Origin of the sequence: Marinobacterium zhoushanense (assembly GCF_014641945.1) — a bacterium.
Taxonomy (GTDB): Bacteria; Pseudomonadota; Gammaproteobacteria; order Pseudomonadales; family Balneatricaceae; genus Marinobacterium_D; species Marinobacterium_D zhoushanense.
The window spans coordinates 297,623-317,774 of the sequence record NZ_BMIJ01000008.1; the positions used below are offsets into that span (position 1 = coordinate 297,623).

Consider the following 20,152-nt stretch of genomic DNA (forward strand, 5'->3'; position numbering starts at 1 on the left):
ATCGAACTGGACCCTTGAGATGAGCGATAGCGAAAACTCGCTGGCACAACCCTCCATCAAGCTCCACCTGGAGCCGGAAGACAACAAAGCACTGGCCAACCTTTGCGGTCAGTTCGACGAGCACCTGCGCCTGATCGAGCAGCGCCTGGGCGTGGAGATCCGCAACCGTGGCGGCGCTTTCCAGCTGCTGGGCGACCTGAGCCTGATCGAGGCGGTGGGCGACATACTGAAACAGCTGTACCGCGATGCGCTGAACGGTGAAACGGTGACACCGGAGCGGGTACACCTGCACCTGCAGCAGGCCGGCGTCGAACAGCTGCAAAGCTCGCTGTCGGCGGAAGACAAGGGCGTCAGCATCCGTACCCGCAAGGTGCAGATCCGTCCACGCGGCCAGAACCAGCAGGGCTATGTACGCTCGATCCGCCAGCACGACATCAACTTCGGCATCGGCCCGGCCGGTACCGGTAAGACCTATCTCGCCGTCGCCTGCGCCGTCGAAGCGCTGGAGCGCGAAGAGGTCAGCCGCATTTTGCTGGTGCGTCCGGCGGTTGAAGCCGGTGAAAAGCTGGGCTTCCTGCCCGGCGATCTGGCGCAGAAAGTCGACCCCTACCTGCGCCCGCTGTACGACGCGCTGTACGAGATGATCGGCTTCGAGAAGGTGGCCAAGCTGATCGAGCGTAACGTGATCGAGGTGGCACCGCTGGCCTACATGCGCGGACGTACGCTGAACGGGTCGTTCGTCATTCTCGATGAGAGCCAGAACACCACCCGCGAGCAGATGAAGATGTTCCTGACCCGCATCGGCTTCGGCTCCACCGCGGTGATCACCGGCGACGTGACCCAGGTCGACCTACCCAAAGGCACCAAGTCGGGTCTACTGCACGCCATCGAAGTACTCAAGGGCGTACAGGGGATCGGCTTCACTCACTTCTCCGCCCAGGACGTGGTTCGTCACCCGCTGGTGCAGCATATCGTCAAGGCCTATGAAGCGTTCGAGAAGCGCGAACGCACCGAAAATGGAGACAACGCGTGAGCTTTAGCATCGACCTGCAGGTCGACGTCGACGATAAAGACCTGCCCGGCGCCGACGCGTTCGAGCGCTGGGTTAGCGCAGCCCTGAAGGGACACAGAACGCGCGGCGAAGTCTGCATCCGCATCGTCTCCGCCGAGGAGAGCCAAACGCTCAATCGCGAGTACCGCGGCAAGGACAAGCCGACCAATGTGCTCTCCTTCCCGTTCGAGGCACCACCCGGGATTCCTCTTGACCTGCTCGGCGATCTGGCGATCTGCGCAGACGTCGTGCGCAAGGAGGCCCAGGAGCAGAACAAGACGCTGCAGGACCACTGGGCGCACATGGTGATTCATGGCACCTTGCATCTGCTCGGGTTCGATCATATAACAGATGACGAAGCCGAGGAGATGGAGGCGCTGGAGCGTAAGCTGCTGGCCGACCTTGGCATTGCAGACCCTTATGAATCCGCTTAGAGGCACAATATGAGCGAAGACCGATCGAGCGGCTCGTCGAAAAGCTGGCTGGAAAAAATAGCCAACGCTTTCTCCGACGAGCCCCGCACCCGCGAAGATGTTCTTGAGGTGCTGTACGAAGCTGGCGAAGACGGGATCCTCGATCAGGACGCCGTCAGCATCGTCGAAGGCGCCATGCAGGTGTCCGATATGCAGGTGCGCGACGTGATGATCCCACGCTCGCAGATGTCGGTGGTCCACATCGGTCAATCGCCGCGCGACTTCATACCGCTGATCATCTCCAGTGCCCACTCCCGCTTCCCGGTCTGCGGCGAGAACCCGGACGAAGTGGTCGGAGTCCTGCTGGCCAAGGATCTGCTGCCCTACATGCTCGAGGGTCGCCTCGACGAGTTCGACCTGCGCAGCTGCATGCGCAAGGCGACCATGATTCCGGAAAGTAAACGCCTGAACGTGCTGCTCAAGGAGTTTCGCGGTACCCGCAATCACATGGCGATCGTGGTGGACGAGTATGGCGGCATTGCCGGCTTGATCACCATCGAGGACGTGCTGGAGCAGATCGTCGGCGAGATCGAGGATGAGCATGACGCCGACGATGCCGAAGGCAACATCAAACCCTTCGACGACGAGGGTTATATCGTCAAGGCGCTGACGCCGATCGAGGATTTCAACGAGTATTTCGATGTCGGCCTGCCCGACGACGAATTCGATACTATCGGCGGTATCGTGACCCGCCACTTCGGCCACCTGCCAACCAAGGATGAAAGTGTAGAGTTCGACGGCTTCAGCTTCAAAGTGCTGAGCAGCGATAACCGCCGCATCCGGCTGTTGCAGGTCAATCGTCAAGCGCGCTGAGCATGTACCGTCTCCGTTCAATGCAGATCGCACCGAACCTGACTGCTCTGCTGGCCGGTGCCAGCGCGGTACTGGCCTTTGCCCCCTACTCCCTGCCCCTGTTCGCCCTGCTCTCGCCGGCACTGCTCTGGCTACTGCTGCGTGATCAGCCGCCTGCCAGGGCGCTACTGCGTGGCTGGCTGTTTGGCTTGGGCTTTTTTGGTGCCGGCGTATCCTGGGTCTACGTCAGTATCCACACCTACGGCAACGCCTCGGTCGTGCTGGCAGCGGCGCTTACACTCGCCTTCTGTGCCGCTCTGGCACTGCTGTTCGCGCTCCAGGCCTGGATTGGCGCACGCTGGTTTAGCGGCGGTCACGCCTGGCTCGGCTTTATTGCTCTCTGGTGGCTGTTCGAATGGCTGCGCAGCTGGTTGCTGACCGGCTTCCCCTGGCTCTACCTCGGCTACGCCTGGATCGACACCCCCTTCAGTGCTCTCGCACCGATCGGCGGCGTCTGGCTGCTGTCGATGCTGAGCCTGTTGCTGGCGGGTGGCGCTGTCGAGGCGCTACTGCGACGGCAGCTGGTACCTCTGCTGCCGGGTACGACGCTTGCGCTCTGCGCACTACTCCTGCCCAACCACTGGAGCCAACCCGCTGCCGAGCCCATGCACGTCGCCGTGGTGCAGCCCAATGTTCCGCAACTGATGAAGTGGGATCCCGATCACCTGAGTTCGATTCTCGACCAGCTTATAGGCCTGACCGAGCAGCAGCCGGAAGCGGAGCTGGTCGTCTGGCCGGAAAACGCCGTGCCCGCCCTTTATCACCGTATAGCAGACCGCCTTGCCCCCCTGCTGGAGTGGCTGGAGACAACGAATACCACGCTGATCACCGGGCTTCCCACCGCCACCCGGGACCTGAACAACCCCGAGCGGGTGCTCTACCACAACAGCCTGATGGCGCTGGGTGAACAGACCGGGCTCTACCATAAGCATCGACTGGTGCCGTTCGGCGAATATGTACCGCTGGAAGCCCAGCTGCGTGGACTGATCGAGTTTTTCAACCTGCCGATGTCCAGCTTCAGCCTGCCACAGCGGAACTTGTCACCACTGAGACTGGGCCGCCACGAGATCGCCTCAGCGATCTGCTACGAGATCGCCTACCCCGAGCTGGTGCGCAAAAGCGCACTCTCCGCCGAACTGATCCTCACCGTCTCCAACGATACCTGGTTCGGACGCTCGATCGGCCCCGATCAGCATCTGCAGATGGCGCGGATGCGCGCGCTGGAAAACGGCCGCTGGGTGATTCGGGGCACCAACAACGGCATTACCGCACTGATCGACCCCAAGGGGCAGATCAGCGCACGACTGCCGGTGGACGAAACCGGCGTACTCAGAGGAAGCGTTACGCCCATGACCGGCCAGACGCCCTATCAGCGCGTCGGCGCCTGGCCACTATTGGCGATTAACCTACTGCTGCTGGGACTGCGACTCCTGCGCGTCGGAGCGGCGCGCAAACACGACGGAGCCGCAGCTGCAGGGTTGAATAACTGAGGTTTTGGTCAGCACCTGGCTGGCTCCACAGACCTGACACTCCAGCGTGCCCGGTGCCGTGATTTCACCGGCCAGGTACTCGTTCTCGCCATGCGCCAACTGCTCGCGCAGCAGCTCCAGCTCAATCCGGGTGCGGTCGGCCAGATCCAGCAACCGGTCGACCACCTTGCGCTCCAGCATATCCAGATCGAAATGCAGCCAGGCGGCGACGCCGGCGCCGGTTTCGTGGATGTAGTAACCCATCTGGCTCAAATCACGGCGAACATAGGCCTTGAGCAGGTCCATTTCATCCCGGGTCATCTCCTCCGCAGCCAGCTCGATCTCGGCCGCCTCCTCGATCTGCTCCTGCAGATAGTCCCAGGAATGCGTACCCGCCCTGTCGAGACGCTCGCGAAGTCGATCGAGGATACGATCGTATGTCTCCGGCGCCCGCGGTGAGTGATCGGTTTTCTTCGGTTCTCGACTGTCCATCGGCAACTCCTGAGTTAACCGGCAAGCGCCCCTTGCGCCTGCCGGTATGTATTGAAGTATATCGCCGATTACACGGAATGATGTGTTTCCAGATCAATGGGAAACTAGAGCGCCCCAGCAGTCGCCTGGACGTTGGCACTGCGTACCCAGATCTCCACCCGTCGGTTACGTTCCCGCCCGGCAGCGGTGGAGTTCGACGCAACCGGTGCCTGATCGCCCAGACCATGTGACGCCACCACATTAATGCCTCGTGCAAGCAGTTGATCACGCACCACCTCTGCACGATGCAGGGACAACTGCTGATTTTTTTCCGGATCGCCGACATTGTCGGAAAAGCCAATCAGCACCACGCGTTCACCCGGATTCTGCTCGAAGAACCGAATGACCCGCTCCATATCGCGCTGCGCCTTGTTATCCAGCTCGAAGGTTCCGGTGTTAAAGCGGAAGTTAAGCGACAAACGGCTCCCCCCACTCACCAGGTCGATATAATTCTGTGGCAGTTGGTTACTCAGGACCGGCTGAATACGGTGGATATTCTGGGAGATGAAGCCGCTTTTACGGACGATCTCCTGCCCCTCTTCGGAGTTGACGAACTCGACGAACTGGTGAGCACGGCTAGCCAGGGCAAGCGTCATCGGCTCATAAATATACAGCCGCCGGGTCAGCGGATAGTCCTCGGTCGAAACCGTAAAACTGGTGGGATAGACCGGCATCGCGTTCTCTTCATCCGCGATCGCCAGCGCCTTGGCTCTGAGGACGTAGGGCAGCCCGATAAATCCGATCGCCCCCCTGTTTTGGCTCACAAGGTCGGACAGCTCGGTACTGGATTCAAGCCGCCGCGCGCGTTCGGAGAGCGTTCGCCCATGCTTTTTCAGCACCAGGTTCTCAAATGAATCCCAGGTACCCGAGTTTTCATCACGGCTAAACAGGGTGACCGGCATGTCGGGCCCGCCCAGCTGGCTCCAGTTATCCACCTCACCGGCGAACAGTCGGGCCAGTTGCTCTGTATTCAGGCCATCGATCGGATTGTTCGGGTGCACGATGATAGCCAGTCCATCCATGCCGATAACATGCTCGGCTCTGACACTGGCCAGATCACCATACAGCGGCTCCAGCGCCTTGCGCTCCTCCTCCTTGATACGTCGCGACGCCATTGCCAGATCGGTGTTCTGGCTGAGCAGATCCTTGAAGCCGGTACTTGACCCATGGGCCTTCAACTCGATCCGTTGCAGCGATTGACTGCCGGGCAGATCGAACAGCAGATCCCGCTCTACCTCGGTAGGCAGCTGCTGCACCCATAGGCGCTGAGCGCCCTGCTGCTGCCAGAAGCCCTTCAGCAAGGCGGGCGCAAGAGACTCACCAATGGTATTGGACCCATGCAGGCGGAACAGCGTCAGGGGCGCTGCGGCTTTCCGATCCTGGCTTTGCGTAGAAGTATCGGGAGCCTCCACCCTGTCGGAAGAGGGCTGTGGTGACGAGCCGGCGTTGACCACCAGGCTGGATACCAGGTGATTGCCGCTGAACTGGATGGCGCCAATCGCCATCACCAGGAACAGCACAATCAGTCCCATCCCTTTCAGCATACCGTGACCCGGCCTGCCGCCACTTGCCGTCTTTGTACTGTCCGGGATTCTGGATGGAGGCACCGCATCGGGCTTTGTATTGCCGATCTGGCGACGAAGATCCAGCGCCCCCTCGACTGCCAGCTCAGGCAATATCTGTTGCAGCCCAGCGCTCAGCAGACGTGTATCCGTGTCGCGTAGGATCTGACGTCGGTAAAGGACGTCGTCAATGAAACGGGGCAAATCAAGCTGCAGGCCGACCTTATGCTCGAGTTCTCTCTTCAACTGCCACAACAGATCAATCAGTGCCTTACTCACAGATACCCCCTTCCCTGTAATCCGGGGCTTGCCCAGCCCGACTATCACGCCAATAGGTCGGCGAGCCTAACCAAGGCATATTGCAGTTCGATTACAGGTGGTGTGCGAGCAGGATCGCGCTCTGTTGACAACAGTTCGAATATTGTATGCTATGCGCCTTTCATCGTTATTTATATGACGCCCTGTTCTATAGGCTGACGGCCAAGCGGTCCGGCAGTTACGATGAGGGCGTACCGGCATATCAAAGAGTTATTAGCGGCCCTAAATGAACGAACAATATATCCCCCAGGAAATTGAGACCAATGCCCAGCAGTATTGGGAAGAGCATGACAGCTTCAAAGCAGTGGAAGATCCGGGCCGCGAGAAGTTCTACTGCCTGTCCATGTTCCCCTACCCCAGCGGGCGACTGCACATGGGGCATGTTCGTAACTACACCATCGGTGACGTGATCTCCCGTTATCAGCGCATGCAGGGCAAAAACGTACTGCAGCCGATGGGCTGGGACGCATTCGGCCTGCCCGCGGAAAATGCCGCGATCAAGAACAACGTGGCACCGGCGAAATGGACCTACGAAAACATCGATTATATGCGCGATCAGTTGCGCCAGATGGGTTTCGGCTACGACTGGTCGCGTGAGCTGGCCACCTGCCACCCCGAATACTATCGCTGGGAGCAGTGGTTCTTTACCCGCCTGCTGGAGAAGGGGCTGGTCTACAAGAAAGAGGCCGAGGTCAACTGGGATCCGGTGGACCAGACAGTGCTGGCCAACGAGCAGGTGATCGATGGCCGCGGCTGGCGCTCTGGCGCTATCGTCGAGCGCAAGAAGATCCCGCAGTGGTTCCTGAAGATCACCGACTACGCCGACCAGCTGCTCGATGACCTCGAAAAGCTGGAGCACTGGCCGGAGCAGGTGCGCACCATGCAGCGCAACTGGATCGGCCGCTCCCAGGGCGTGGAGCTGAGCTTCCACGTCGAGGGCGATGGCGATCTCGAAGTGTTCACCACCCGCCCCGACACACTGATGGGCGTCACCTATGTTGCTGTGGCAGCGCAGCATCCGCTGGCGCTGAAAGCGGCGCAGCACAATGCCGAGCTCGCCGCCTTCATCGAGGAGTGCCGTCACACCAAGGTTGCCGAAGCCGATATGGCGACCATGGAGAAGCGGGGCATGCCGCTGGGCATCGATGCCACTCACCCGCTGACCGGCGAAAAGGTACCGGTCTGGACCGCCAACTTCGTACTGATGGATTACGGCTCCGGCGCCGTGATGTCGGTACCGGGTCACGACCAGCGTGACTGGGAGTTCGCCAAGAAGTACAACCTGCCGATCAAGCAGGTAATCGCCTCCACCGACCGCAATGTTGAGGTGGATCTGGAGAAGGAAGCGTTCACCGACAAGGGCGTGCTGATCAACTCCGGCGACTTCGACGATCTGGAGTTCGATGTCGCGTTCAAGGCGATCTCCAAAGAGCTGTCCAACAAGGGCCGCGGCAAGGTCACCATCCACTTCCGCCTGCGCGACTGGGGTGTATCCCGCCAGCGCTACTGGGGCGCACCGATCCCGGTGATCAACTGCGCCAGCTGTGGCTCCGTGCCGGTGCCCGAGGATCAACTGCCGGTACTGTTGCCGGAAGATGTCGCCTTCGACGGTGTCGGCTCGCCGATCAAGAAGATGGACAGTTTCATCCACACCAGCTGCCCGAAGTGCGGCGGTGCTGCCGAGCGTGAAACCGACACCTTCGACACCTTCATGGAGTCGAGCTGGTACTTTGCCCGCTACGCCAGCCGCTTCGCCGGCAACGAGATGCTCGACCCGACCAGTGCCAACTACTGGCTGCCGGTGGATCAGTACATCGGCGGTATCGAGCATGCGATCCTGCACCTGCTCTATTCACGCTTCTACCATAAGCTGCTGCGCGACGAGGGCCTGGTCGATTCGGACGAGCCGTTCACCCGGCTGCTCTGCCAGGGCATGGTGCTGGCCGACAGCTACTACTTCGAGGACGAACAGGGCGGCAAGGTCTGGGTGTCACCCACCGAGGTCGAAACCGACACCGATGACAAGGGTCGTATCGTCGCGGCGCGACGCAAGTCCGATGCCCTGACCTTGAACCACGACGGCATGTCCAAGATGTCGAAGTCGAAGAACAACGGTATCGACCCGCAGGTAATGATCGATCGCTACGGCGCCGACACCGTGCGCCTGTTCATGATGTTTGCGGCTCCGCCGGAGCAGTCACTGGAGTGGTCCGATTCCGGCGTGGAGGGCGCCAACCGCTTCCTGCGCCGTCTGTGGAAACAGGTCCACGACCATCTGCTCGACGCCGGTACTCAGGTTGCCGCACTGAACGCCGACGAGCTGACCGATGTACAGCGTGAGTTGCGCCTGAAAGTGCATGAGACGATCCAGAAGGTCACCGATGACATCGAGCGCCGCCAGACCTTCAATACAGCGATCGCCGCGATTATGGAGCTGTCCAACAGCATCGCCCGCTTTGTCGATGCCAGCGAACAGGGCCGCGCCGTGATGCGCGAGGCGCTGGAAACAGCGGTCCTGCTGCTGTCGCCCATCGTACCCCATTTCAGCCACGAACTCTGGCAGCAGCTCGGCCATGACGGCGCGATCCTGCATTCCGACTGGCCCCGCGTCGATCCGCAGGCGCTGGTACGTTCGAGTATCGAGATGGTGGTACAGGTCAACGGCAAACTGCGCGCCAAGATCGGCGTCGCGGCCGATGCCGACGAGGATGTGATCCTCCACCTGGCGTTGGCCGAAGACAACGTGCAGAAACACATGGAGGGCAAGGCGATCCGCAAAAAGATCGTTGTACCGGGCAAACTGGTCAATATCGTTGTCGGCTAGGAGGCCTACATGCGCAATCTGCGTCGTTCGTTACTGATCCTGTTCGCCGCTGCGGCAGTCAGCGCCTGCGGTTTTCACCCGGTCGGCAGTTATGATGTGCCCCCGGCGCTACGCCAGGTCGAGCTGCTGATTCCCGAGGACCGGCCGAGCAACATCCGCCCGCACCTCAGCAATCTGCTGGCCGTGAACGGCATCGAAGTCGCCGGCGGCGCAGACTATAAACTGGAGATTCACAGTGAAAGGATCCGCCGTCGGGCGCTGACCCTGACACTGAGCGCCGATGCAGTGGAGTATGAGCTGATCGGCTCGGTGCGCTTCAGTGTGTTTGACGCTGACGGCGAGGTGTTGATCGACGATCGTGAGGTGCGCGCCGAGCGCGTATTTAACAATGACGACAACACCACTGCCCGTAACACGCTGGAGGAGCAGTTGCGCACGGGACTACAGGAACAGCTGGCACAGCAGATCGTGCGCCAGTACCTGAGCCTCAGATCGACGCTCTGATCGCGGACCATGAAACTACGCACCGACCAACTACCCAATCAGCTGGAGCGCCTGCCACAGGCGCTCCCAGTCTACCTGGTCACGGGTGACGAGCCGCTGCTCTGCGGCGAAAGTGTCGATGCGATACGCGCTCACCTGCGCAACCTGGGCTTCAGCGAGCGTGAGGTGATGCATGTGGATGCCAGTTTCAGCTGGGATTCCCTGCTGGAAAGCGCCAATGCGCTGTCGCTGTTTGCCGAGCGTAAACTGATCGAGATCCGCCTCGGCAGCCAGAAATTGAACAAAGCATCCAGCGACCTGCTGCAGCGCTACCTGGCCAACCCTGCCCCCGATAACGCCCTGCTGATCATCTGCGATCGCCTCGATCGCAGTGTAAAACAGAGCGCCTGGTTCAAAACCGTGGAGCAGGTGGGTGCTGTGGTGGAGGTATGGCCGATCGAGCCCGATCAGTTGGTGCAGTGGCTGGGGCAGCGAGCCGCCTCTCAAGGCGTTCAGCTGGAGCCCGAAGCGCTGCAACTATTGGCCGACCGGATCGAAGGCAACCTGCTTGCCGCCCGCCAAGAGCTGGATAAACTGGCGTTGCTCTACCCCGGCCAGAGACTCTCGCCCGAGCAGGTAATTCAGGCGGTTAGCGACAGCTCCCGATTTGATATCTTCGCGTTAACCGATGCCGCACTGCAATCCGACCCGGGGCGCGCGCAGCACGTTCTTCAGGTGCTGCGCCAGGAGGGAAACGAGTCCGCCGTCGTGCTCTGGGCACTGACCCGGGATATTCGCATGCTGCACCGGGTGACTCGGGCATTGGCTGCGGGTCAGCCCTACGATCCGCTGTGCCAACGTGAGCGCCTCTGGGGCAAACGCAAGCAGTTGGTACGCAACGCCTGCCGTCGGCTACGCCCGGAACAGCTGGAAACGCTGCTCGACCAGGCTGCCGATGTCGATATGGCGATTAAAGGCCAGCGTGCGGACGATCCCTGGTTACTGCTCAGCCAGATCACACTCAGCCTTGCGGGCTGCCAACTGCCTTGGCAGATCACGGCATACTGAGAGGAGATAGCTATGCCGATTGCACCCCGCCTGGGCGTTCTGACCAGCTGTCTGCTGCTGGTAGCCTGCGGCCCCAAAGACCCGGCGCGGATGAAAACCGGCGAGGAACTGTACGACTACTACTGCCGCAGCTGCCATAGCGAGAGCAATCTTGGCCCGCGACTTGAAAGGGTGCCTGCAGGCAGCAAGCAGCTAAAGCCACATGAACTGGTGCTGATGATGCGACATGACTACACCCGACCCAGTCAGCACCCGGATATCCGTTTACCCCAGCTCAGCCCTGAGCAAGCCGATGCAGTCGCGCAGTATGCCTATATGCTGCACAATCAGGGCAACTGAACCGCTACGGCCTCCAGCAGCCGATCGCCCTCATCTCGATCAAGCAGCGCACGTATATGCCCCGCGGGCAGTGGCACGATAGACAGCAACGCATCACCCGGCACCGTAATCATATCGCGAAACGGCTCGTACAAGCGGTCAGTCAGCAGCAACAGGGGGGCTCGCTGATGCTCCAGAAGGGTAAGATTGATGTGCTGATCCATCTGAGCCTGAAAACGAACCGTACGACCGTCATGGGTAACAGCGCTCACGGCAGTCAAAGCACCATCGAGTCCACGCTCAGGCACAATACGCGTCAAAATCAGCGCATGCTGCATCAAACCACGCTCCTGACTATCTAACATTTTGCTGCTCTCCTTTTAGTCGACACCGAGTTGAGCCCCCTCGAACCCAAGCTGACGCCAAGCCTCGTAGACCACCACAGCACAGGCGTTGGACAGGTTCATGCTGCGGCTGCCCTTTAGCATCGGTAAGCGCAGGGTATCGAAACCGTCGCGCACCTCTTGTGGCAAACCTCTTGTCTCAGGTCCGAACAGCAGGACATCACCGGCGGCAAAACTCGCCTCGGTATAGCAGCGATCGGTTTTGGTTGTCAGCGCCCAGACATTCTTTGGCTGCAGCGCATCGATGCAATCCCGCAGCGTCGGCCAGGACTTAACCGCGGTATATTCGTGATAATCGAGCCCTGCACGGCGCAAGCGCTTGTCATCGAGAAGGAATCCCAAGGGTTCTATGAGATGGAGAGCGAAACCGGTGTTGGCGCACAGTCGAATGATATTGCCGGTGTTGGGCGGAATTTCCGGCTGATAAAGGACTACGTTAAGCATATCCGGCTCCTGGTTCGAGGAGCCGGATACTAACCCGAGAATACGTCAGTCGTCACTCTCATCATCGGCAAGGTCGCCAGAGTCCATACCCAGCTCCTTGATTTTGCGAGTCAGGGTATTGCGCCCCCAGCCCAACAACTGAGCGGCATCCCGGCGACGGCCCGCCGTGTGCTTGAGCGCCACCTCGATCATCGCCCGCTCGAACTGGGGTACGGCCTCATTCAGGATCGCCTGATGACCGCGTGACAGCTGTTGATCGGCCCAGATTCGCAGCGCCTGCTCCCAGCTGCCGCTTACCGGCACGCCCTCTTCCTGCGACTCGACAAGCTCTGTCGGCAGATCGGAGATCAGCACCTCGCGGCCGGAGGCCATCACCGTCAGCCAGCGACAGATATTCTCAAGCTGTCGCACGTTACCGGGCCAGGGCAGGTCGCATAGAAACTGCTCCGTATCGGGCTTGAGTACCTTTGGCTCCACCGCCAGCTCCTCGGCAGAGTGCGCCAGGAAGTGACGTGCCAGACGCGGAATATCTTCGCGACGCTCCGCCAGCTTGGGAATATGGATACGGATTACGTTCAGGCGGTGAAAAAGGTCCTCGCGAAACCGCCCCTCTTTTACCAACCGCTCCAGGTTTTGATGGGTCGCCGCGATAATGCGCACATCGACCTTCACCGGCGTGTGCCCGCCAACACGATAAAACTCGCCATCGGCCAGAACCCTGAGCAAGCGGGTCTGCGTATCGGCCGGCATATCACCGATTTCGTCCAGGAACAGCGTACCGCCGTCGGCCTGTTCGAAACGACCACGGCGAGCGGCCTGGGCACCGGTGAACGCCCCCTTTTCATGCCCAAACAGTTCCGACTCGATCAGATCCTTCGGGATCGCCGCCATATTGAGCGGGATAAATGGCCGAGCAGCACGAGGGCTATGGCGATGCAGGGCATGAGCGACCAGCTCCTTACCCGTGCCCGATTCGCCATTGATCAGCACGGTGATGTTGGAGTGCGAAAGGCGGCCGATGGCGCGGAACACCTCCTGCATGGCCGGCGCCTCACCGATGATTTCGGCGCTGGCATCGACCGTCTCTTCGGTCACCTTTTCACGCCGCTCATGAGCATGCTCGATGGCACGTTTAACCAGCGCCACAGCCTCGTCGACATCGAAAGGTTTGGGCAGGTACTCGAAAGCCCCGCCCTGATAGGAGGCAACTGCGCTATCCAGGTCGGAATGAGCCGTCATGATAATGATCGGCATATCCGGGTTCACCTGCTGGATATGATTGAGCAGCTCCAGTCCATCGGTCCCCGGCATCCGGATGTCACTGAGGATCGCATCCGGCTGCTCGCGCTCAAGGCGGCGTATCAGATCATCCGCATTCTCGAATACCTGTGTATCAACGCCGGCTGAAGAGAGTGCCTTTTCCAGCACCCAGCGAATAGATCGATCGTCATCTACAACCCAGACATTACCTGAGGTTCTCATGATTCTGCTCCAGCGGTATAAACAATTGGAACCGCGTCTGACCCGGTTCAGTGTTACATTCGATTAGGCCGTGATGGCTATTGATGATTGACTGGGCGATAGACAATCCAAGACCTGAGCCATCCGCCCGCCCCGTTACCATCGGATAGAAAATGGTCGACAACAGGTCGGCTGGAATGCCCGGACCGTTGTCGATGATCTCGACCGAGCACACCAAGCGATGCCGCTCAGTACCCAGCGTTATCTGGCGCAATGCGCGCGTACGCAGAAGAATCTGTGGCTGCGGCGTGTTCGACTCCTGCAACGCCTCCATCGCATTGCGTGTGATATTCAGGATCGCCTGGATCAGCTGCTCACTATCGCCTTCGAACTCGGGGATACTCGGGTCGTAATCGCGTACCTGATGGATATGTCCGGCGGACTCTACCTGCACCAGGCTACAAACACGCTCCAGTATCGCGTGAATATTGACCATCTCGATGTTCGGCAGCTTATGCGGACCGAGCAGACGATCAACCAGGTTACGCAGCCTGTCAGCCTCCTCGATGATGATACGGGTATATTCATGGAGGCTTTCGTCCGCAAGCTCACGTTCCAGCAGCTGTGCGGCACCGCGAATCCCGCCCAGAGGATTTTTGATCTCATGCGCCAAGCCCCTCACCAGCGTTCTGGCCGTGGCGTGTCGTGTCAGCATCTCCTCCTCTCGCTCGATCCTGATCAATCTGTCTCGCGCCTGAATCTCCAGCAGCAGCCCCGACTGGGGCACAGGGTTGACACTGTAGTCGACGATCAACTCCTGGCCGGCCTGGGTAACAAGTCTGGATTCACGCTTGCTGTAGGGGTGCCCGCTTCTGAAAGACTCTTTGAGCACCCTGACCTCCTCCTCACTGGAGGAGAGCCACTCGTCGATCGACCGATTCTTGAGTCGGCGCAGAGTGGCCTGCAGCAACATCTCCGCCGCCGGGTTCATGTATTGAATCCGTAAGGACTCGTCGAGCAGCAATACCGACGAGGTCAGATTATCAAGGATCTGTTTATGCGATTGTTGACGGAACATCGACTCATTCTCTACTTCACTGAATTTTCATATGCAAGTTAGGAGCCAATTCCAGCATGCCCGTTTAAGCACCACAGCTGCGCAGCATCAGAGCACCACGCGGATTTATTGCGATGACAGCCCCATAAAACGCACCACTATAGTGCATACATGAACTATTTTAGCCCCTTGAGCAAATAGGCCGAATTCCACACCAGATCTCGACGACCTTCCACCCAACAAAAAAGGGCCTCCTACAGGAGACCCTTTTCTTGGACTTTCCGCCTAATTAGACAGAGAAGTACAGATCGTACTCAACCGGGTGAGTGGTCATGTTGACCTTCTGAACCTCTTCACGCTTCAGCGCGACATAGGCATCCAGCATGTCGTCAGTGAACACGCCACCCTTGGTCAGGAACTCGCGATCCGCATCCAGAGCATCCAGAGCCTCGGACAGAGTAGCGCAAACCTGCGGGATTTCAGCAGCTTCTTCCGGCTCCAGATCGTACAGATCCTTGTCAGCAGCATCGCCCGGGTGGATCTTGTTCTGGATACCGTCCAGACCAGCCATCATCAGCGCAGCGAAAGCCAGGTACGGGTTAGCGATCGGATCCGGGAAACGGGTCTCGATACGACGACCTTTCGGACTGGTTACGTAAGGGATACGGATAGAAGCGGAACGGTTGCGAGCAGAGTAAGCCAGCATGACCGGAGCTTCGAAGCCCGGCACCAGACGCTTGTAAGAGTTGGTACCCGGGTTACACAGAGCGTTCAGCGCCTTGGCGTGCTTGATGATACCGCCGATGTAGTACAGAGCAGTCTCGCTCAGACCAGCGTAAGCATCACCTGCAAAGATGTTCACGCCATCTTTGGACAGAGACTGGTGAACGTGCATACCTGAACCGTTGTCACCAACGATCGGCTTCGGCATGAAGGTAGCGGTCTTACCGTAAGAGTGCGCCACGTTATGAACGCAGTACTTCAGGACCTGAACTTCGTCAGCCTTCTTGACCAGGGTGTTACCACGCACACCGATTTCACACTGACCAGCAGTTGCGACTTCGTGGTGGTGAACTTCTACAGACAGCCCCATCGCAGTCATGGCATCGCACATAGCGCCACGCAGGTCGTGCAGGGAGTCAACCGGCGGAACCGGGAAGTAACCGCCCTTAACGCGTGGACGGTGACCGATGTTGCCACCTTCGATCTTGTGGTTGGACGCCCAAGCCGCTTCTTCGGAATGGATCGTGTAACCACAGCCGCTCATGTCGGCGTGCCATTCAACGGAATCAAACACGAAGAATTCCGGCTCAGGACCGAACATAGCGGTGTCGGCGATACCGGTAGATTTCAGGTACTCTTCAGCACGCTTGGCCACAGAGCGCGGATCACGCTCGTAACCCAGGCCGGTCATCGGCTCAACGATGTCACAACGAACGATAACGGTCGCATCTTCGGAGAACGGATCCATTACAGAGGCGCTATCGTCCGGCATCAGGATCATGTCGGAGTCGTTGATTCCCTTCCAACCTGCGATGGAGGAACCATCAAACATCTTACCCTCTTCGAAGAAATCGTCACCGATTTCAGTTACCGGCAGGGTCAGGTGCTGTTCTTTACCTTTGGAATCAGTGAAACGCAGGTCTACCCAGCGCGCATCGCTCTCTTTGATCAGATTCAGAGTCTTCTCTGACATTTGGCTCTCTCCACTCGATGAATTTGCCAGACGCTAATACTTATTCAGCCGCCCGTTTTTTAACGAGCTAACCATGGCATCACTAAAAGCAAATAATATGCCAGCACTGAAATTGTGCTAAATGCCTATTTTCTGGTCGTCTAGACCAGCCCAAGCACGCAGCTATGCACCAACACAGATCACTCAAGAAACAAAATGCACCACTAAGGAGCACTGCTTATCCGGAATGTTCCCTGCACGCAACGACTCAATCAGCATAATACCGGAACCTAATCAAAGTCGCCTCTATCACCGACAGGTATAGCCCGGTTTATGCACTTAAACGCTAGATGTTTACTTAGTAATCGATTGTTCGCAATCCCTTACGTATAATGCTGCCCTTTAGAATTAATCTAGGTAAAACCGCGTGATCGAAAACCTCAGAAATATAGCCATCATCGCCCACGTCGACCATGGCAAGACGACACTTGTGGACAAGCTTCTACAGCAGTCCGGCACCCTGACCCGACGCGACGAAGGTTCTGAGCGAGTAATGGACTCGAACGACCAGGAACGCGAGCGCGGCATTACCATTCTGGCCAAGAACACGGCGATCCGCTGGGGCGAATACCGCATCAATATCGTCGATACTCCGGGACACGCCGACTTTGGCGGCGAAGTGGAACGCGTTCTGTCCATGGTCGACTCAGTACTGTTGCTGGTTGATGCGGTGGACGGCCCCATGCCCCAGACCCGCTTCGTGACCCAAAAAGCTTTCGCACGCGGTCTGCACCCCATCGTCGTCATCAACAAGATTGACCGCCCAGGCGCCCGTCCGGACTGGGTAATGGACCAGGTGTTCGACCTGTTCGACAACCTCGGCGCTACCGATGAGCAGCTCGACTTCCCCGTAGTCTACGCTTCGGCGCTTAACGGTATTGCGGGGAACGATCCCGAGGAGATGGCGGAGGATATGACACCGCTGTTCGAAGCGATCGTCAAACATGTCCACCCACCGATCGTGGACACGGAAGGCCCCTTCCAGATGCAGATCTCCGCACTGGACTACAACAGCTATGTTGGCGTTATCGGTGTAGGTCGAGTCACACGCGGCAAGGTGCGCACCAACACCCCGGTTAAGGTGATCGATAGCCATGCCAAGGTACGTAACGGGCGCGTACTAAAGATCATGGGCTATCTCGGCCTTGAGCGCACCGAAGTCGAAGAGGCCCAGGCTGGCGACATCATCTGCGTCACGGGTTTGGACGAGCTCAATATCTCCGACACCCTTTGCGACCCCGAGGTGATCGAAGCTCTGCCGGCGCTCTCGGTAGACGAGCCGACCGTATCCATGACCTTCCAGGTCAACGATTCACCCTTTGCAGGCCAGGATGGTAAGTTTGTCACCAGCCGCAACATCAAGGAGCGCCTGGATCGAGAGCTTATCCACAACGTAGCACTGCGTGTGGAGCCGGGCGACTCGCCTGAGAAGTTCAAAGTTTCCGGCCGCGGTGAACTACACCTGTCGGTTCTGATCGAAAGTATGCGCCGCGAAGGTTTCGAACTCGGTGTATCGCGCCCCGAGGTAATCCAGAAAGAGATCGACGGGCAGATTCAGGAACCCTACGAACTGGTCATGCTGGATGTCGAGGAGCAGCACCAGGGCTCGATCATCGAAGAGCTGGGCAAACGCCGCGGCGATATGACCAACATGGAAGTGGACGGCAAGGGCCGCGTACGCCTGACCTTTATGATCCCGTCCCGCGGTCTGATCGGCTTCCGCAGCCAGTTCCTGACCATGACCTCCGGCACCGGTATCATGACCTCGATCTTCGACCACTATGGACCGGTCAACAAGGGCGAGGTGGTATCCCGCATCAACGGCGTACTCGTATCCATGGTCGCAGGCAAAGCGCTGGGCTACTCGCTGTATGCCCTGCAGGAGCGTGGCCGTCTCTTTATCGACCCCAACATTGAGGTCTACGAAGGGATGATTATCGGCATTCACAGTCGCTCGAATGACCTGGTGGTTAACCCGACTAAAGGCAAGCAGCTGACAAACGTTCGCGCCTCGGGTACGGACGAGAATATTGTGCTGACCCCACCGATCAAGTTCTCTCTGGAGCAGGCACTGGACTTCATTGAGGACGACGAACTGGTTGAGGTTACGCCTACCAGCATCCGCATTCGCAAGAAGCTTTTGAAGGAAAACGAGCGTAAGCGCGCCGGCTCTAAGAAATCCTAAGAGCCGAAATCGCGATACCTCAAGGGCAGCCAAATGGCTGCCCTTTTCGCACCACGCCTCAACACCCCCAAACCTGTCCCCTTCCCAGCACTGCCTTTATACTGAGACTTCCGCAGAACAGTAAACGGAGTTATGCATGCGTACGCTCTACCCCGATATACAGATAAACCAAGACTACAGCCTAGCAACTGACGATGGCCACAGGCTATATATCGAGGAGAGCGGCAATCCGGCAGGCATCCCGGTCCTATTTGTCCACGGCGGCCCTGGAGGCGGCTGCGCACCTACCCATCGACGCTTCTTTAATCCGGATAAGTATCGCATCATCCTGTTCGACCAACGAGGCTGCGGACGCTCTACACCTCACGCCAGCCTGCACAACAACACTACCTCAGCACTCATAAGTGACATGGAGCTGATCCGCGATCATCTCAACATCGATCAGTGGTTACTGTTTGGAGGAAGTTGGGGCTCGACGCTGAGCCTGGCGTACGCCCAAGCTCACCCCGACAGAGCCTGCGGTCTGATATTACGCGGTATATTTCTCTGCCGAAAACAGGATATCGACTGGTTCTATCAGAGAGGTGCCAGCGCCATTTTCCCCGATTTCTGGCAGGACTACCTGGAACCCATCCCTGAAGCTGAACACCAGGACCTACTGAGCGCATACTACAAGCGCCTTATATCCGATAACGAGCTCATCCGCATGGCCGCTGCGAAAGCCTGGTCGGTCTGGGAGGGTCGCTGTTCAACCCTGGACCCCAATCCCGAAGTTGTGGATCACTTTTCCGATCCTCACTTTGCCCTGGCAATGGCCCGTATAGAGGCGCACTACTTTATTAATGAGGCGTTCCTCAAACCCAATCAGATATTGGAAGACTGCAAACACATACGCTCTATACCGACCACAATCGTCCATGGACGCTATGACATGGTATGCCCCATTGAACAGGCATTCGCACTTTATCATCAGCTTCCACAGGCAGAGTTACACATCGTCCGCGACGCCGGACATTCCGCATTCGAACCCGGCATCATCGACAACCTCGTCAACGCAACCGACCACTTCGCCCGCAGCCTGGCCTGAATTAGATGAAAGGACTTATACAACGCGTCAGCCACGCCAACGTCAGCATAGATGGTGAAACCGTAGGCGCAATAAACCGAGGGATACTGCTACTGCTGGGTGTGGAAAAGGGCGATACAGTACAGAGCGCGGATAAGCTTCTGCACAAAGTACTCAACTATCGGATCTTTCCTGACAACGAAGGCCGGATGAATCTCAGCCTGCGTGACACGAATGGTGGCCTGCTGGTGGTCTCCCAATTCACCCTGGTTGCCGATACACGAAAAGGCATGCGTCCCGGCTTTTCTAAAGGTGCCACTCCCGAGCAAGGCGAACAGCTCTACCGCTACTTTACAGAGCAAGCCGCGAAACAACTAAACCAGGTAGCGACAGGACGTTTCGGCGCCAATATGCAGATCACACTGGAGAACGACGGCCCGGTAACGTTCATGCTGGAAGCTCCAGCAGAGTAAGTTGGCGGGCAGGCGCCTGATAAAATCACTAGAGGAAGGTCAGGGCCTGCCCACATCCGTGTAACAGAGCCCCACCGCAGCATCCGTGCCGCGCCCACGCCTTCCCTGACGTGGGGTGAGGGTAAAGCATCCCGCTTTTTCAATACGCTTCCCTGCGTCCCTCGAAGCGCATAGTCCCCTAATTCCCTTCCGGTTTATATAGGAATTTTTCCTATTTTTCCGTCGCCGATACAAGACGAGTCAAATAGTTTTTCAACGACTGAGGGTTCTGTGCGCAGACCCGAAAGCAAAAAACCCCGACACCTTTCGGTACCGGGGTTCTTCACTCCCTTTCGGGATCATTAGGTGCCTGGCGATGATTCCACGTCTCTATTGTCA

18 protein-coding genes are annotated in these 20,152 nt (G+C 58.4%); 11 read left to right on the forward strand and 7 right to left on the reverse strand.

The features are described from left to right. The first annotated feature begins 19 nt into the window (after positions 1-19). Genes IEX40_RS19380 through lnt form a run of 4 tightly spaced genes read left to right on the forward strand, consistent with a single transcriptional unit; the run spans position 20 to position 3,866 of the window. Entirely contained in the window at positions 20-1,033 is a 1,014-nt protein-coding gene (locus tag IEX40_RS19380) for a PhoH family protein (RefSeq protein WP_188751330.1), read from the forward strand. Further along, positions 1,030-1,485, forward strand: a complete 456-nt coding sequence (gene ybeY / locus IEX40_RS19385; protein WP_188751332.1) for an rRNA maturation RNase YbeY — start codon at positions 1,030-1,032, stop codon at positions 1,483-1,485. Before IEX40_RS19380 ends, ybeY begins: the two co-directional genes overlap by 4 nt. Positions 1,486-1,494: 9 nt before the next feature. Next, positions 1,495-2,337, forward strand: a complete 843-nt coding sequence (locus IEX40_RS19390) for a CorC family transporter (protein ID WP_188751340.1) — start codon at positions 1,495-1,497, stop codon at positions 2,335-2,337. Positions 2,338-2,339: 2 nt separating this feature from the next. Further along, positions 2,340-3,866 (forward strand): apolipoprotein N-acyltransferase, encoded by a 1,527-nt coding sequence (gene lnt, locus IEX40_RS19395; protein WP_188751342.1) that lies wholly within the window; start codon positions 2,340-2,342, stop codon positions 3,864-3,866. Here lnt and IEX40_RS19400 read toward each other — a convergent pair. Further along, positions 3,783-4,337: a zinc ribbon-containing protein gene (locus IEX40_RS19400; protein ID WP_188751344.1), complete on the reverse strand. Its 555-nt coding sequence runs from the start codon at positions 4,335-4,337 to the stop codon at positions 3,783-3,785. The genes lnt and IEX40_RS19400 overlap by 84 nt on opposite strands. 104 nt (positions 4,338-4,441) lie before the next feature. Then, on the reverse strand, positions 4,442-6,217 hold the full coding sequence (locus tag IEX40_RS19405; RefSeq protein WP_188751346.1) for a phosphate ABC transporter substrate-binding/OmpA family protein: 1,776 nt from the start codon (positions 6,215-6,217) through the stop codon (positions 4,442-4,444). 265 nt (positions 6,218-6,482) lie between these two features. Between IEX40_RS19405 and leuS the strand changes: the two genes are divergently transcribed. Genes leuS through IEX40_RS19425 form a run of 4 tightly spaced genes read left to right on the forward strand, consistent with a single transcriptional unit; the run spans position 6,483 to position 10,970 of the window. Next, positions 6,483-9,080 carry a leucine--tRNA ligase gene (leuS, locus tag IEX40_RS19410; protein ID WP_188751347.1) on the forward strand — a complete coding sequence of 866 codons (2,598 nt, stop codon included), beginning with the start codon at positions 6,483-6,485 and terminating at the stop codon, positions 9,078-9,080. Positions 9,081-9,089: 9 nt separating this feature from the next. Continuing rightward, positions 9,090-9,584, forward strand: coding sequence for an LPS-assembly lipoprotein LptE (locus tag IEX40_RS19415; protein ID WP_188751349.1), 495 nt, complete (start codon positions 9,090-9,092; stop codon positions 9,582-9,584). Between the two features lie 9 nt (positions 9,585-9,593). After that, positions 9,594-10,631, forward strand: a complete 1,038-nt coding sequence (gene holA / locus IEX40_RS19420; RefSeq protein ID WP_188751352.1) for a DNA polymerase III subunit delta — start codon at positions 9,594-9,596, stop codon at positions 10,629-10,631. Positions 10,632-10,643: 12 nt separating this feature from the next. Further along, positions 10,644-10,970, forward strand: a complete 327-nt coding sequence (locus IEX40_RS19425) for a c-type cytochrome (protein WP_188751353.1) — start codon at positions 10,644-10,646, stop codon at positions 10,968-10,970. Here the strand turns inward: IEX40_RS19425 and IEX40_RS19430 are convergent. The 5 genes from IEX40_RS19430 to glnA all read right to left on the reverse strand — a co-directional run bounded on the left by IEX40_RS19430 (position 10,958) and on the right by glnA (position 16,011). Beyond that, positions 10,958-11,314 (reverse strand): hypothetical protein, encoded by a 357-nt coding sequence (locus tag IEX40_RS19430; RefSeq protein WP_188751355.1) that lies wholly within the window; start codon positions 11,312-11,314, stop codon positions 10,958-10,960. The two genes, IEX40_RS19425 and IEX40_RS19430, sit on opposite strands and share 13 nt — an antisense overlap. A gap of 15 nt (positions 11,315-11,329) precedes the next feature. Beyond that, entirely contained in the window at positions 11,330-11,797 is a 468-nt protein-coding gene (gene trmL / locus IEX40_RS19435; RefSeq protein WP_188751357.1) for a tRNA (uridine(34)/cytosine(34)/5-carboxymethylaminomethyluridine(34)-2'-O)-methyltransferase TrmL, read from the reverse strand. A 45-nt stretch (positions 11,798-11,842) separates the two neighbouring features. Continuing rightward, positions 11,843-13,279: a nitrogen regulation protein NR(I) gene (gene glnG, locus IEX40_RS19440; protein WP_188751359.1), complete on the reverse strand. Its 1,437-nt coding sequence runs from the start codon at positions 13,277-13,279 to the stop codon at positions 11,843-11,845. Then, positions 13,263-14,336, reverse strand: coding sequence for a nitrogen regulation protein NR(II) (gene glnL, locus IEX40_RS19445; RefSeq protein ID WP_188751361.1), 1,074 nt, complete (start codon positions 14,334-14,336; stop codon positions 13,263-13,265). The genes glnG and glnL overlap by 17 nt, the downstream gene beginning before the upstream one ends. Before the next feature lie 268 nt (positions 14,337-14,604). Next, positions 14,605-16,011 carry a glutamate--ammonia ligase gene (glnA, locus tag IEX40_RS19450; protein WP_188751363.1) on the reverse strand — a complete coding sequence of 469 codons (1,407 nt, stop codon included), beginning with the start codon at positions 16,009-16,011 and terminating at the stop codon, positions 14,605-14,607. A 406-nt stretch (positions 16,012-16,417) separates the two neighbouring features. Here glnA and typA point away from each other — a divergent pair, with 406 nt between their 5' ends. The 3 genes from typA to dtd all read left to right on the forward strand — a co-directional run bounded on the left by typA (position 16,418) and on the right by dtd (position 19,774). Then, a complete protein-coding gene (typA, locus tag IEX40_RS19455; protein ID WP_188751365.1) occupies positions 16,418-18,235 on the forward strand; it encodes a translational GTPase TypA in 1,818 nt (605 codons plus the stop codon). 136 nt (positions 18,236-18,371) lie between these two features. Continuing rightward, positions 18,372-19,322, forward strand: a complete 951-nt coding sequence (gene pip, locus IEX40_RS19460; protein ID WP_188751367.1) for a prolyl aminopeptidase — start codon at positions 18,372-18,374, stop codon at positions 19,320-19,322. A 5-nt stretch (positions 19,323-19,327) separates the two neighbouring features. Continuing rightward, positions 19,328-19,774, forward strand: coding sequence for a D-aminoacyl-tRNA deacylase (gene dtd, locus IEX40_RS19465; protein ID WP_188751369.1), 447 nt, complete (start codon positions 19,328-19,330; stop codon positions 19,772-19,774). Positions 19,775-20,152: the final 378 nt, after the last annotated feature.

What these genes read in the sequence shown, in the direction of transcription:
- IEX40_RS19380 (WP_188751330.1), top strand. Translation starts at nt 20, where the DNA reads ATGAGCGATAGCGAAAACTCGCTGGCACAACCCTCCATCAAGCTCCAC.
- IEX40_RS19390 (WP_188751340.1), top strand. Translation starts at nt 1,495, where the DNA reads ATGAGCGAAGACCGATCGAGCGGCTCGTCGAAAAGCTGGCTGGAAAAA.
- lnt (WP_188751342.1), top strand. Translation starts at nt 2,340, where the DNA reads ATGTACCGTCTCCGTTCAATGCAGATCGCACCGAACCTGACTGCTCTG.
- IEX40_RS19400 (WP_188751344.1), bottom strand. Translation starts at nt 4,337, where the DNA reads ATGGACAGTCGAGAACCGAAGAAAACCGATCACTCACCGCGGGCGCCG.
- leuS (WP_188751347.1), top strand. Translation starts at nt 6,483, where the DNA reads ATGAACGAACAATATATCCCCCAGGAAATTGAGACCAATGCCCAGCAG.
- IEX40_RS19415 (WP_188751349.1), top strand. Translation starts at nt 9,090, where the DNA reads ATGCGCAATCTGCGTCGTTCGTTACTGATCCTGTTCGCCGCTGCGGCA.
- holA (WP_188751352.1), top strand. Translation starts at nt 9,594, where the DNA reads ATGAAACTACGCACCGACCAACTACCCAATCAGCTGGAGCGCCTGCCA.
- IEX40_RS19425 (WP_188751353.1), top strand. Translation starts at nt 10,644, where the DNA reads ATGCCGATTGCACCCCGCCTGGGCGTTCTGACCAGCTGTCTGCTGCTG.
- IEX40_RS19430 (WP_188751355.1), bottom strand. Translation starts at nt 11,314, where the DNA reads ATGTTAGATAGTCAGGAGCGTGGTTTGATGCAGCATGCGCTGATTTTG.
- trmL (WP_188751357.1), bottom strand. Translation starts at nt 11,797, where the DNA reads ATGCTTAACGTAGTCCTTTATCAGCCGGAAATTCCGCCCAACACCGGC.
- glnG (WP_188751359.1), bottom strand. Translation starts at nt 13,279, where the DNA reads ATGAGAACCTCAGGTAATGTCTGGGTTGTAGATGACGATCGATCTATT.
- glnL (WP_188751361.1), bottom strand. Translation starts at nt 14,336, where the DNA reads ATGTTCCGTCAACAATCGCATAAACAGATCCTTGATAATCTGACCTCG.
- glnA (WP_188751363.1), bottom strand. Translation starts at nt 16,011, where the DNA reads ATGTCAGAGAAGACTCTGAATCTGATCAAAGAGAGCGATGCGCGCTGG.
- pip (WP_188751367.1), top strand. Translation starts at nt 18,372, where the DNA reads ATGCGTACGCTCTACCCCGATATACAGATAAACCAAGACTACAGCCTA.
- dtd (WP_188751369.1), top strand. Translation starts at nt 19,328, where the DNA reads ATGAAAGGACTTATACAACGCGTCAGCCACGCCAACGTCAGCATAGAT.